The organism is Pedococcus aerophilus, assembly GCF_039532215.1.
Taxonomy (GTDB): Bacteria; Actinomycetota; Actinomycetes; order Actinomycetales; family Dermatophilaceae; genus Pedococcus; species Pedococcus aerophilus.
Genome location: NZ_BAAARN010000001.1, coordinates 1,490,845 through 1,503,757, shown reverse-complemented (window position 1 = coordinate 1,503,757; position 12,913 = coordinate 1,490,845). Strand labels below are relative to the sequence as shown.

The 12,913-nt window shown below is 71.7% G+C and carries 12 protein-coding genes and 1 tRNA gene; 9 read left to right on the top strand and 4 right to left on the bottom strand.

The features are described 5' to 3' along the window. Positions 1 to 9 precede the first annotated feature (9 nt). The 4 genes from htpX to ABD286_RS07115 all read left to right on the top strand — a co-directional run bounded on the left by htpX (position 10) and on the right by ABD286_RS07115 (position 5,094). Positions 10 to 885, top strand: coding sequence for a zinc metalloprotease HtpX (gene htpX, locus ABD286_RS07130; RefSeq protein WP_344191615.1), 876 nt, complete (start codon positions 10 to 12; stop codon positions 883 to 885). A 257-nt stretch (positions 886 to 1,142) separates the two neighbouring features. Next, a complete protein-coding gene (locus ABD286_RS07125; RefSeq protein WP_056915526.1) occupies positions 1,143 to 1,346 on the top strand; it encodes a cold-shock protein in 204 nt (67 codons plus the stop codon). Between the two features lie 112 nt (positions 1,347 to 1,458). Beyond that, positions 1,459 to 3,930 carry an aminopeptidase N gene (pepN, locus tag ABD286_RS07120; RefSeq protein ID WP_344191613.1) on the top strand — a complete coding sequence of 824 codons (2,472 nt, stop codon included), beginning with the start codon at positions 1,459 to 1,461 and terminating at the stop codon, positions 3,928 to 3,930. A 213-nt stretch (positions 3,931 to 4,143) separates the two neighbouring features. Then, positions 4,144 to 5,094, top strand: coding sequence for a serine/threonine-protein kinase (locus ABD286_RS07115; protein ID WP_344191611.1), 951 nt, complete (start codon positions 4,144 to 4,146; stop codon positions 5,092 to 5,094). Between the two features lie 150 nt (positions 5,095 to 5,244). Here the strand turns inward: ABD286_RS07115 and ABD286_RS07110 are convergent, their stop codons facing one another. Beyond that, complete coding sequence (locus ABD286_RS07110; protein WP_344191609.1) at positions 5,245 to 5,745, bottom strand: YajQ family cyclic di-GMP-binding protein; 501 nt, start codon at positions 5,743 to 5,745, stop codon at positions 5,245 to 5,247. Positions 5,746 to 5,836: 91 nt separating this feature from the next. Here ABD286_RS07110 and ABD286_RS07105 point away from each other — a divergent pair. The 3 genes from ABD286_RS07105 (at position 5,837) to ABD286_RS07095 (ending at position 8,346) form a co-directional block, all read left to right on the top strand. Then, positions 5,837 to 5,917: transfer RNA gene (locus ABD286_RS07105), tRNA-Tyr, on the top strand. 237 nt (positions 5,918 to 6,154) lie between these two features. Beyond that, positions 6,155 to 7,237, top strand: coding sequence for a glycosyltransferase (locus ABD286_RS07100; RefSeq protein ID WP_344191608.1), 1,083 nt, complete (start codon positions 6,155 to 6,157; stop codon positions 7,235 to 7,237). Between the two features lie 23 nt (positions 7,238 to 7,260). After that, entirely contained in the window at positions 7,261 to 8,346 is a 1,086-nt protein-coding gene (locus ABD286_RS07095; RefSeq protein WP_344191606.1) for an NAD(P)H-binding protein, read from the top strand. A gap of 45 nt (positions 8,347 to 8,391) precedes the next feature. On the opposite strand, the gene ABD286_RS07090 is transcribed toward ABD286_RS07095, so the two are convergent. Beyond that, complete coding sequence (locus ABD286_RS07090) at positions 8,392 to 8,856, bottom strand: SRPBCC family protein (protein WP_344191604.1); 465 nt, start codon at positions 8,854 to 8,856, stop codon at positions 8,392 to 8,394. A 63-nt stretch (positions 8,857 to 8,919) separates the two neighbouring features. On the opposite strand from ABD286_RS07090, the gene ABD286_RS07085 reads away from it, so the two are divergent. Then, positions 8,920 to 10,170, top strand: coding sequence for an FAD-binding protein (locus ABD286_RS07085; protein WP_344191602.1), 1,251 nt, complete (start codon positions 8,920 to 8,922; stop codon positions 10,168 to 10,170). Between the two features lie 64 nt (positions 10,171 to 10,234). Further along, on the top strand, positions 10,235 to 10,870 hold the full coding sequence (locus tag ABD286_RS07080; protein WP_344191600.1) for a TetR/AcrR family transcriptional regulator: 636 nt from the start codon (positions 10,235 to 10,237) through the stop codon (positions 10,868 to 10,870). Here ABD286_RS07080 and ABD286_RS07075 read toward each other — a convergent pair. Together ABD286_RS07075 and ABD286_RS07070 are read right to left on the bottom strand one after the other, a co-directional pair. After that, a complete protein-coding gene (locus ABD286_RS07075) occupies positions 10,858 to 11,715 on the bottom strand; it encodes a 3-hydroxyacyl-CoA dehydrogenase family protein (RefSeq protein WP_344191598.1) in 858 nt (285 codons plus the stop codon). The genes ABD286_RS07080 and ABD286_RS07075 overlap by 13 nt on opposite strands. 2 nt (positions 11,716 to 11,717) lie before the next feature. Then, on the bottom strand, positions 11,718 to 12,896 hold the full coding sequence (locus ABD286_RS07070) for a thiolase family protein (protein ID WP_344191596.1): 1,179 nt from the start codon (positions 12,894 to 12,896) through the stop codon (positions 11,718 to 11,720). Positions 12,897 to 12,913: the final 17 nt, after the last annotated feature.

Sequence of the window (12,913 nt, the reverse complement as noted above, 5' to 3'; positions counted from 1 at the left end):
GAGGCAGACATGCACAACCACTTCAACGGACTCAAGACCGCGGCCCTGTTCGGCGGGATCTTCGCCGTCCTTCTGGCCATGGGTTCGGTCATCGGCGGCGGCAGGTACATCTGGCTCTTCGCCCTCTTCGGCGTCGGCATGACGTTCTACGGCTACTGGAACTCCGACAAGCTGGCGATCAAGGCGATGCACGCCTACCCCGTCAGCGAGGCCCAGGCGCCCGCGATGTACCGGATCGTCCGTGAGCTCTCCACGGCCGCAGGCAAGCCGATGCCCCGCCTCTACATCAGCCCCACCCCGGCGCCCAACGCCTTCGCGACCGGCCGCAACCCCGAGAACGCCGCGGTCTGCTGCACCGAGGGCATCCTCGGGCTCCTCGACGAGCGGGAGCTGCGCGGTGTCCTCGGCCACGAGCTCATGCACGTCTACAACCGCGACATCCTCACCGGCTCGATCGCCGCGGCAGTCGCCGGTGTCATCACCTCGGTCGCGCAGATGCTCATGTTCACGAGCATGTTCGGTGGCGGCGGGAACGACGAGGACCGCCCGAACCCGTTGGCACTGCTGGCGATGGCGCTGCTCGCACCGTTCGCCGCGATGATCATCCAGATGGCGATCAGCCGGACCCGCGAGTACGACGCGGACGAGGACGGTGCCCGTCTCACCGGCGACCCGCTAGCCCTCGCGTCGGCCCTGCGCAAGCTCGAGAGCGGTGTCGCCCGCGCACCCCTCCAGCCGACGCCGGCCATCCAGAACTCGAGCCACATGATGATCGCCAACCCGTTCCGGCCCCAGGACGTCTCGCGCTTCTTCTCGACGCACCCCCCGATGACCGAGCGCATCGCCCGCCTCGAGCAGCAGGCGTACGGCTTCCGCCAGAGCTGAGTCCGCGCCTGTCGGACGTTCTCGCGATGCTTCCACCGAAGCCGTCCGGGTGCGTCCGACAGGCCGTGCGGGGGCGATGTGGCAAACGGTCCCCGACGCGGTATGGTTGACGCAGTTGCAGTTGCAGTTCCTCGTCTGAGTGGGCCCGCCAGTGTGCGGGCCTTTTTTCTTCAGCGGCTTGTTCCGTGTCGTGGTGGTGTGCGCAGCTGGTGAGTCGCGTCCGCGACCCACCTCGGCCAACAGGAACGAGAAATCCCATGGCACAGGGAACTGTCAAGTGGTTCAACGCTGAGAAGGGCTTCGGCTTCGTGGAGCAGGACGGCGGCGGCCCCGACGTCTTCGTGCACTACAGCGCGATCGAGTCCAGCGGCTACCGCTCGCTCGACGAGGCACAGCGCGTGGAGTTCGACATCACGCAGGGCCCCAAGGGCCCGCAGGCCGAGAAGGTCCGCGTCATCTGAGACCACCGCAACCGGTGATTTCGCCGAGGCCCCCGACCAGTTCTTGGTCGGGGGCCTCGGTCTGTCCCGGGGGTGTCGGTCCCCCCGGTGGCAGGGCTGGTTGAATCGGTCCATGCCGTCCCTCACCCGGTCCGAAGCCCGCGAACGCTCAGCACTGCTGGAGGTGTCGCGGATGCAGGTCGACCTCGACCTCGACCAGGGGGACGAGCACTTCGGCTCCACGACGCGGATCGCGTTCTCCTGCAAGGAGCCGGGCGGCTCGACGTTCGTCGACGTCAAGCCCGCAGAGCTGCGCTCGATGGTGCTCAACGGTCAGCCGGTCGACGTGTCGACCCTCACCGACGGACGCGTCACGCTGAGCGACCTCGCTGCCGACAACGTGCTCGAGGTCGAGGCCCAGATGGCCTACAGCCGCGACGGCCAGGGGCTGCACCGCGCGGTGGACCCCGCCGACGGTGAGCACTACGTCTACGGCCACCTCTTCCTCGATGCAGGGCCGCGCGTGTTCGCCTGCTTCGACCAGCCAGACCTCAAGGCCCCCTATGCCGTGACCGTCGCCGCCCCCGAGGCGTGGACCGTCCTCGGCAACGGCGCGGCCACGAAGGTCGCCCCGGGGCGCTGGGAGCTCGCCGAGACCAAGCCGCTCGCGACATACTTCGTCACGGTCTGCGCCGGGCCCTACGCGTCCGTGCGCGACGAGCACGACGGCATACCGCTGGGCATCCACGCCCGCGCCTCGCTCAAGGAGGCCCTCGAGCACGGGGCGCCCCAGATGCTGGAGGTCACCAAGGCGAGCTTCGACTACTACCACCAGCTCTTCGGCATCCGGTACCCGTTCGGGGAGTACCACCAGGTCTTCGTTCCCGAGTTCAACGCCGGTGCCATGGAGAACCCCGGCTGCGTCACGTTCCGTGACGTCTACGTCTTCCGTGGAGCAGCGGCCCGCGACGAGATCCTCACCCGCTCCAACACCATCGCCCACGAGATGGCGCACATGTGGTTCGGCGACCTCGTGACGATGCAGTGGTGGGACGACCTGTGGCTCAACGAGTCGTTCGCGGAGTACATGTCGCACCGCACGCTCGACGCCGCGACCGAGTTCGGCACCGAGGCGTGGGTGGACTCGACCATGGCCCGCAAGGCGTGGGGGTATGCAGCGGAGCGCACCCCCTCGACGCACCCGGTCGCCGGCTCGGCCGCCCTCGACGCCCAGTCCGCGCTCCAGGACTTCGACGGCATCTCCTACGCCAAGGGCGCGGCCACGCTGCGGCAGCTCATCGCGCACATCGGTGACGACGCGTTCATCGCCGGGGTCTCGGCCTACCTGCGTGAGCACTCGTTCGGCAACGGCACGCTGGCCGACTTCATGGGCTTCATGGAGCGTGCGAGCGGCAAGGACCTGGCCGCCTGGACCCGTGCGTGGCTCCTCACCGCAGGCGTCGACGTCATCTCCCTGGACCGCGCGACGGGCACCGTGAACCGCACGGTCCCGGAGGCCTTCCCCGCCGACCGCCCGCACACCTTCGACGTCGCCGGCTTCAGCGAGGGTCGGGAGACCTTCCGCCTCCCTGTGACGACGGAGGGGGACGCGACGCAGGTCGACGGGCTCGCTGCGGCCCAGGCGGACCTCGTCGTCCCCAACGCCGGCGACCTCACCTGGGCCACGGTGACCCTCGACCCCGCTTCGATCGAGGCGCTGCCGGAGCAGCTCGCCCAGGTGCCCGACCCGCAGGCGCGTGCCGTGGTGTGGGTCTCGCTGGTCGACGGCGTCTGCCTCGGCACCGTCGACCCCCGTGTCATGGTCCGCACGGTGGGCGCGGCGTGGCCGCACGAGGACAACGCCTCGATCCTCAACAGGTCGGCGGGCAGCCTCCTCGGGCGGATCATCCCGACCTTCCTGCCGCACGAGGAGCAGGACGCCGCGGAGCAGGTCGTGGCCGGTGCCGCGGCGGCGGTCCTCGAGGCCGCGACCCCCGGCTCGACCCGGGCCCTCGTCGCCGCCCGCGCCGTTGCCCGCACCTCTGCCGACGAGGAGCTGCTGCGGGCCTGGGCCGCCGGGGACCGGCGACCGGCCGGCCTGGAGGCGGACTCCGACTTCGGCTGGATCGTGGTGCGCAACCTCGCGTCGCACGGGCTGGCCGGCCGCGAGCTCATCGAGGCGACCCGGGAGCGCGACGACACCCTCCAGGGCCGCCTGAGCGCCCTCATGGCGGCCGCGTCGATGCCGGACGAGGAGGCCAAGGCCTGGGCCTGGGCGGAGATCACGACCAACCGCCAGCGCTCCAACTACGAGCTCAACGCGCTCGCGCAGGGCTTCTGGTCGTCCGGTGACCTCGACGTGCTCCGACCGTATGCCGCGCGCTACTTCACCGACGTCCCGGCCATGGCCGAGTGGGTCGGCGACGACGCGTTGGCGCGGGTGGCCTCGCTGGGCTTCCCGTCGCGGGTCGTCGAGGAGGCCACGGCCGACCTGAGCCGGGCGGCCCTGGAGCGCGACGACCTCACGCCCGCCGTGCGCCGGGGCATCGTCGACGCGATGTCCGAGCTGGGGGAGGCCCTGCGGTCCCGCCTCACCTTCGGCTGAGCCGCGGGCCCGGACATCCGGGCGCGCTCACCTGCGGCCACCCGCTGTGACGGGTGGGACGAACGGTGTCCTCGCAGGTCAGCGGCTGGATGGGACCGTCGCCTTTGGCGCGCGGTTTGCCCCGCCGGGGCTTACGATGGGGGTCGCGAGGTTCTTGAGATGTCAATCGACGTACACCTCGGTCGATGGAGGTCTCCTCGTGGAGCTCGCAGCGTGAACAGGTTGTCTGAGGGGTTCGTCCTCGGCGACCGTTACGTCCTGGGGGCCCGCATCGCATCCGGCGGCATGGCCGACGTCTGGGCCGGTGCCGACCAGGTGCTCCAGCGCTCGGTGGCCATCAAGGTGATGCGTCCCGACACCGGTCACGAGGAGCTGTTCGCCAAGCGCTTCCGCGACGAGGCGGTGCACTCCGCAGCCCTGCTGCACACCAACATCGCCACCCTCTTCGACTACGGCGAGGACGACGGTCTCGCCTTCCTCGTCATGGAGCTCGTCAAGGGTGAGCCCCTGTCGCTGCTGCTGCGGCGCCGCGGTGCCCTGCCCCCGCCGGAGGTACGGTCGCTGCTCGGTCAGGCCGCGCTCGCCCTCGGGGTGGCCCACGAGGCCCGGGTCGTGCACCGGGACGTCAAGCCCGCCAACATCCTCGTCCGGCCCGACGGCCTGGTGAAGCTCACCGACTTCGGGATCGCCCGGGCCCTGGACGCAGCAGGTCACACCCGCGTCGGCGAGATGCTCGGCACCCCGCACTACATCAGCCCCGAGCAGGCGCTCGGCGAGGCGGCGACCGGTGCCAGCGACCTCTACGCCCTCGGGGTGGTCGCCCACGAGATGCTCACGGGGCAGCGCCCGTTCGACCGCGGCACGCCGGTCGCCACTGCGCTGAGCCACGTCAACGAGCCGCCCCCGCCGCTGCCGGACGACGTCCCGCGGGATCTCGCCGACCTCGTCAACGCCTGCCTGTCCAAGGACCCGGCCGACCGTCCCGCCAACGCCCGTGAGGTCGCCAGCCGCGTCGGCATCGGCGACCACGAGATGGCCGGTCTGGCCCTCGGCCTCGCGATCGCCCTCGACGGCTGGAACGACGACTCCCCGGACACCGACTCCGACGGATCGGTGCTGCGCTTCCCGGACCTCGGCGGCCCGACGATCGCCATGGAGGCCTGACCGGACCTCCTACGCCGGACATTCCCGTCCCGCGGAGGTCCTGGTCCAGCGAATGTGCCTGTCCCGCAAGGGATCCCGTGGCCATCCCACGACAGACGTGTGCCGCCGCGCCCTACTCGGGCACGGCGGCACACGTCTGTCGCGGGGTGGTCAGCGGTAGTTGGTGAACTGGATCGCGAAGTCCAGGTCGTCCTTGCCCTTGAGCAGCGCCTGGACGGACTGGAGGTCGTCGCGGGACTTGCTCGTCACGCGCAGCTCGTCGCCCTGGATCTGGCTCTTGACGGACTTCGGGGCCTCGTCGCGGATGATCTTGCCGATCTTCTTGGCGTTCTCCTGCGAGATGCCCTCCTGGAGGCCGAGTTCGAGGCGGTACTCCTTGCCGGAGAGCTGCGGTCCGCGCTCCGGGACGTCGAGGTGCTTCAGCGACACCTTGCGCTTCACCAGCCACGTCTGGAAGACGTCGAGGACGGCGTTGGCACGCTCCTCGGTGTTGGCCTTGATGACGACCTTGTCGTCGCCGCTGGCCTCGATGGAGGCGCCGACGTTCTTGAAGTCGTAGCGCGTGGCCACCTCGCGGGCCGCGCTGTTGAGCGCGTTGGCGACCTCCTGGTGGTCGATCTTGCTGACGATGTCGAACGAGCTGTCGGCCATGGGGGCGTGTCCTTCCTGGGCGTCGCCATGGTGCGGCGGACGCCGGTTTCAGCAATCGCGGTTGTCCTTGCTATTCTTCCACGCGCACCAAGGCAGGTTGCCCGAGCGGCCAATGGGAGTGGACTGTAAATCCATCGCGAAAGCTTCGAAGGTTCGAATCCTTCACCTGCCACCGAGTGTGGAGAGGGCCCCCGACCGCCAGGTCGGGGCCCCTCTCGTCGTCCGGGTGTTACCGTCGGGGCAGGTGTTCCGTCAGGAGACGGGGCGCACCGCGACGGGCACCGTCGCGACAGCCAGCGCGTGAGGACGCCGCGCCGGCCCGGACGCACCGTGCGTGCACGTCACCACCCCCTCGGGTGGTTGTGCTCCTCGTCGGCTGTCGGCGCGGGGATGACAGGAAGGCTCGCCCATGTCCGCGTCCCACTCGTTCGCCACCTCCGCCCCGGCGGACCCGACCCCGGCGGCGGTCTCGTTCCAACACCTGTTCCACCTGACCGACGACATCGGCCTGTTCGAGCTCGCCGAGCTGACCACGCCGAGGCGTGAGGAGGGGTACTGCGTCGACGACGTCGCACGGGCGTTCGTCACCACGGCCCGTGAGCCGGCGCACACCGCAGCCCTGACCGCCCTCGCGTCGACCTACCTCACCTTCGTGCTCGACGCGCAGGACGAGGGAGGGTCCTTCCGCAACCGCCGTGCCGCCGACGGCTCGTGGTCCGACCACCCCGCCGTGGACGACTCGTGGGGCCGGGCGCTGTGGGCTCTCGGCACCGGCGTCGCCCGCGTGCCCGAGGTCGGTGACTGGAGGGCCCTCGAGTCCTTCACGCGTGGTGCCGCGCTGCGGTCGACGTCCACGCGGTCGATGGCGTTCGCCGGGCTCGGGGCCGCCGAGGTCCTCGCGGTGCGCCCCCGCGACGTCGTCGCCCGGACCCTCCTGATGGATGCCGCCACCCTGATCGCCCCACCGGACCCGTTGCTGGGCCGTCGGGCGGCACACGTCGAGGGCTGGCACTGGCCGGAGCCGCGCCTCACCTACGCCAATGCCGCGCTCGCCGAGACGTTGCTCGCAGCCGGGTCGCTCCTCGGGGTGTGGAAGTGGCTGACGGAGGGGTTGGCCATGTTGAGCTGGCTCCTCGAGACCGAGACCACGGACGGGATCGTCTCGGTCTGCCCGGCCGACGGCTGGGGGATCGGCGAGGCGCGGGCTCCGTTCTGCGAGCAGCCGACGGACGTCGCCGCCCTCGCCGACGCCTGCGCCAGGGCGTTCGACGTGACGGCCGACCCGCGCTGGAGCGCGGCTGTCGCCCGGTGCGCGGCCTGGTTCGAGGGCGCGAACGCCTCCGGCACGACGCTGCACGACCGCGACAGCGGTGGCGGCTGCGACGGACTCGAAGAGGGCGGCCGCAGCGAGAACCAGGGCGCGGGGGCCACCATCGCGATGATCTCGACGTTCCAGCAGGCCCACCGGTTGGGCGTGGGCGTCGCGAGGTAGGTTCGCAGGAGTGGGCACCGCCGGTGCCATCCGGTCTGGAGGTCCTCGTGCGCGTCGTCGTCACCGGAGCGGGGGGCTACATCGGCAGCCGGCTCGTGCCGGCCCTGCTCGGCGACGGGCACGACGTCACGGCGACGTTCACGAAGGCGTCCTCGGCGCAACGGTTCTGGTGGGCCGACCGGGTGCGGGTCGTGGAGATGGACGTCCTCGACCGGGGTTCCGCACGGGCCGCCTTCGCCGACGCGCAGGCCCTCTTCTACCTGATCCACGGCCTCGGCGGTGACGACTTCGCCACCACGGACCGCGAGGGTGCCTACAACGCCGCGCACGCCGCCGTCCGGGCCGGGGTGGGCCGGATCGTCTACCTCGGCGGTCTCGTGCCGGACCTTCCCGACGCCGACCTGTCGCCGCACCTGCGCTCCCGGCTCGAGGTCGAGGACGTCCTCACCGACTCCGGTGTGCCGACCATCGCCCTGCGGGCCGCGATGGTCGTCGGCAGCGGCTCGACGTCGTTCGAGGTGATGCGCCAGATCAGCGAACGGCTCCCCGTCCAGGTGCTCCCCACGTGGATGCGGACCAGCCGCGTCGAGCCGATCGCGGTGACCGACGTCGTGGCCGCCCTGGTCGGCGCCCTCGATGCCCCCGCGCGCAGCCGCGCCTACGACGTGGGCAGCGGGGAGCCCCTCGCGTATGCCGCGTTGCTGCGGCGCTACGCGAAGCTCGCCGGCCTCACGCGCGTCCAGGTCAGCGTGCCGCTGCTGCCGACCGCGCTGGTCTCGCGCCTGGCCCCGGTGCTGACCGCCGCCCCGGCGACGACGGTGCAGACGCTCGTCGAGAGCCTGCACCACGACATGGTCTGCCGCGAGGACGACTTCCGCCGCGACCTGCTCCCGTCCGGTCATCGGCTGGTCCCCGTGGGGCGGGCCCTCGAGCGTGCGCTGCACGTGCCCGGTGACGGGGTCGCCGACGCCGACCGCGACGTCATGGGCCCGCTGGGCTCGGATGCGGACTGGGCCGGCGGGCAGGTCTCGCGCAGCGACGGGCGTCCCGTCCACCACCGGCACGGTGGCTGGCGCGGCCTCCTGCTGGGGCCGCCCCCTTCCAGCTGAGCGCCCTCAGTGGTGGGACCTCACCGGTCGGCTGGCGCCGGGACCTCAGCGCCGCGACTTCAGGTGGCGGTCGAGGTTGTGCGCGAACCCCGCCCCCATCGCCGCGATGACCCCCTGCATGGTGGTCTGCACCGCGGGCTTGGCGATCTTGGGGAACGGCAGGTCGACGTGCACCCCGAGGTCGATCGCGAGGTGCGTGCCCTGCGCCTGGTCGGTCAGCGTGTAGGTCCCCTCGACCCCGGCCCGTTCCTCGCCCTTCGGCGTGTGGGTGAACTCGATCCGCTCGGTCGGCCGCAGGTCCATGCGCTCGGTGAAGGACAGGCCGATGCTCTTGCCGAGCACCTCGATGGGGGCGAGCTTCCACAGCCAGGTGCCGCCCTGGTCCTCGATCGAGCGCACCATCGGCGTCAGCTTCGCGACGAGCCCGGCGTCGCTGAGGACCGACCAGACGTCCTCGCGGGTGAAGGGCACGACGGCCGTGGAGCGCTTGGAAGCCGAGAAGACCGTCATGGCCCGAGTCTGCTGCATGGGTCCTCGCGTCGCGCCCCGGGGCCCGAGGGGCAGACTGACCGCATGGTCGAACGCAACTGGGCCGGGAACCACACGTATGCCGCGGCCCGCCTCGTGGCGCCCCGGTCCGTCCCCGACCTCCAGGCGCTTGTCGCCGGTGCCGACCGCGTCCGGGCGCTGGGCTCGCGGCACTCCTTCACCGGGCTCGCCGACACCGAGGGCGTCCTCGTGTCCACGGCGGCGCTCGAGGACCCGTCCACCCCGGGGGCGGTGGAGGTCGACGCAGGTGCGAGGACCGCCACGGTCCCCGGCGGGGCGTCATACGGGCTCGTCGCGGCCGAGCTGGAGCGGCAGGGGTGGGCGCTCGCGTCCCTCGCCTCACTGCCGCACATCAGCGTGGCCGGTGCCGTGGCCACGGGCACGCACGGGTCGGGGGACCGGACCGGCTCGCTGTCGGCGGCGGTCGCCGGGCTCGAGCTGGTGGCGGCCGACGGGTCGCTCGTGCAGGTCCGGCGTGGTGACGAGGGTTTCGAGGGGTGCGTCGTCGCCCTCGGTGCTCTCGGCGTCGTCACCCGCGTCACGCTGGACGTCGAGCCGACGTATGCCGTGCGGCAGGACGTGTTCACGGGTCTGCCGTGGTCGGTGCTGGAGTCCGACCTCGACGCGATCACGGGAGCGGCCGACAGCGTCAGCCTGTTCACGCGGTTCGACGACACGGGGGTGCGCCAGGTGTGGTGCAAGAGCCGCGGCGCGGACTCGACTCCCGACTTCTTCGGCGCACCCCGCGCGACCCGGGTCATGCACATGCTCGACGGTGCGCCCACCGAGTCGGTGACCGACCAGACCGGGGAACCCGGCCCGTGGCTCGAACGGCTCCCGCACTTCCGCCTCGAGTTCACCCCGAGCCGAGGGGCGGAGCTGCAGAGCGAGTACCTCGTGCCGCGTCACCACGCGCTCGCCGCCCTTGCAGAGCTGCGGCGGTTGCAGCCGGTGTTCGCGTCGGTGATGCAGAACGCCGAGATCCGCACCGTGGCGTCAGACCCGTTGTGGCTCAGCGGATCCCACGACGTGGACGTGGTGGGGTTCCACTTCACCTGGGAGCTCGACGAGGCGGGCGTGCATGCCGTCCTCCCGGACATCGAGGCGGCTCTCCTCCCGCTCGGCGCACGGCCGCACTGGGGCAAGTGCTTCGCGGCGTCCGCTGACGAGCTGGCTCCGCTGTACCCGCGGTGGGACGACTTCCAGCGGCTGCGCGACGCCCACGACCCGGGGAGGAAGTTCGGCGGTCCCTTCCTCGACCGTGTCCTCGGTTGACGCCTCACGGTCGAGGGCGACGACGTCCCCACGAGGGGGAGGCCCGCTGTGAGAGTGTGGCCGCGTGACTGACGCAGCAGCCGGGGCTCCCCGCAGAGGGAGACCCGGGTACGACCAGGAGACGGTGCTGCGCCGAGCCATCGACCTGTTCAACGAGCAGGGCTACGACGGCACGAGCATGGGCGACCTGGCCCGTGAGCTCGGGTTCAGCAAGTCCGCGATCTACCACCACGTCCCGAGCAAGACGCACCTGCTCTCCCAAGCCCTCGACGAGGCGCTCGACGGGCTCACCGAGGTCCTCGACGAGGCGAGCCGGGAGGTGCCCGGCGCCACGGCCTACGACCGCCTGCGCCGTGCCGTGCGCCTCAGCGTCGCCGTCCTCGTGGACCACCAGCCCGCGGTGACCCTGCTGCTGCGGGTGCGTGGCAACAGTGAGGTCGAGGTGGCGGCGCTGCGTCGGCGACGTGACCTCGACGCGAGGTTCGCGGCACTGGTGCGGGAGGCCGTCGAGGAGGGCTCGCTGCGCTCGGACGTCCCGCCGGCGCTGGTGAGCCGCCTGCTGTTCGGCATGGTGAACTCCCTCGTCGAGTGGCACCGGCCCGGGGGAGCGGTCGACGCCGGGCAGCTCTCCGACGCCATCACGACGATCGCCTTCGACGGCCTGGCCCTCGGGCGGGGCAGCTCAGGTCACCAGTCGTAGAAGCCGCGGCCGGTCTTGCGGCCGAGCTCCCCGGCTGCCACCTTGTCGCGCAGGACCTGCGGCGGCTCGAACCTCGGGCCCAGCTCACGGGTGAGGTGCTCGGCGATCGCGAGCCGCACATCGAGGCCGACGATGTCGGTCGTCCGCAGCGGTCCGACCGGGTGGCGGTAGCCCAGCGTCATGGCGGTGTCGATGTCCTCCGCGGACGCGACCCCCTCCTGGACCATCCGCATCGCCTCGAGCGCGATGGCGACACCGAGGCGGCTGCTCGCGAACCCCGGTGAGTCCTGCACCGTGATCGCGGTCTTGCCCAGGGCCGACACCCAGCAACGGGCGTCATCGACGAGCGAGGCAGCGGTCTGCTCGCCGACGACGACCTCGACGAGATCGCTGGCCGGGACGGGGTTGAAGAAGTGCAGCCCGACGAACTGGTCTGGGCGGGCCAGCCCGGCAGCCAGCGCGCTGACCGACAGGGAGCTGGTGTTGGTGGCCAGCACGGCGTCGGGCGCGGCCTGCTCGGCCTGTCGGAGGACGGTGAGCTTGAGCGCGGTGTCCTCGGGGACGGCCTCGACGACCAGGGCGCAGCCGGCGAGGTCGGTGGGGGTGGTGGTCACGGTGAGCCCGCCCAGCACCTCCTCGGGGGAGCCGATCAGGACGCCACGGTCGGCGGCCTTCCCGACGCTGCTGGCGACCCGGCCACGGGCGGCTTCGGCGAGCGCGTCGTCACCCTCGACGACGACGACCCGTGAGCCGGAGACGAGGAACGCGTGCGCGATTCCTGCACCCATCCGGCCACCTCCGTAGACGCCGACGACAGCGGGCAGCGTCGAGGACCCAGAGCTCATCGTCAGACCCTCTCCACGAGCAGCGCCGCGCCCTGGCCGACCCCGACGCACAGGGTCGCGAGCCCGCGGCGGGCCTGCGCGCGCTCGAGGCGACCCACGAGCGTCAGCAGGATGCGGGTTCCTGAGGCGCCGAGTGGGTGGCCGAGGGCGATGGCGCCACCGTCGGCGTTGACGATCTCCTCGTCGAGGCCGAGGTCGCGGATGCAGGCCAGCGACTGCGAGGCGAAGGCCTCGTTGAGCTCGACGGCGTCGAGGTCGCCGATCGACCAGCCCGCGCGGTCGAGTGCCTTCTGCGTGGCTGGGACCGGACCGATGCCCATGACCTCCGGCGCGACCCCGGAGCTGGCGGAGGCGACGAGCCGTGCGCGCGGCTCGAGGCCGTGGCGGGTGACGAACGCCTCGCTGGCCACGACGACAGCAGCCGCGCCGTCGTTGAGCGAGCTGGCGTTGCCGGCGGTCACCATTCCTCCGGGGTGGTTGACCGGACGGAGCTTCGCGAGTCGCTCGAGCGAGGTGTCGGCCCTCGGCCCCTCGTCCACGGCGAACTCGCCGTCGCCCACCGGGACGGCCACGATCTCGTCGGCGAATCGTCCGGCCTCGATCGCCGCGACCGCCCGCTGGTGCGACCGCAGCGCGAACGCGTCGAGCTCCTCACGCGTCAGCCCCCAGCGCTCGGCCACCCGCTCGGCCGTCTCCGGCATCGACAGCGTGGTGTCGGCGTCGAACCGCGGGTTGGTGAACCGCCACCCGATCGAGGTGTCGAACGTCGCCCCCGGCCGCGCGAACGCCTTGCTCGGCTTCTCCATGACCCACGGCGCCCGCGTCATCGACTCGACGCCACCCGCGACGACGAGGTCGGCATCACCCGACGCGACCATCTGGCGGGCTGTGGCGACCGCGGTGAGGCCCGAGGCGCACAGCCGGTTGACGGTGAACCCGGGCACCGACTGCGGGAGCCCTGCGAGCAGGGTCGCCATGCGGGCGACGTTGCGGTTGTCCTCACCGGCCTGGTTCGCCGCCCCGAGGACGACCTCGTCGATGAGCTCGGGGTCGACACCGGCGCGCTCGACGGCCTCACGGACGACGAGCGCCGCGAGGTCGTCAGGGCGCACGGTGGCCAGCCCGCCGGCATACCGGCCGATCGGGGTCCGGGCTCCGTCGAGGAGGAAGGCCTCGGTCACGGTGGTGCTCCTTCAAG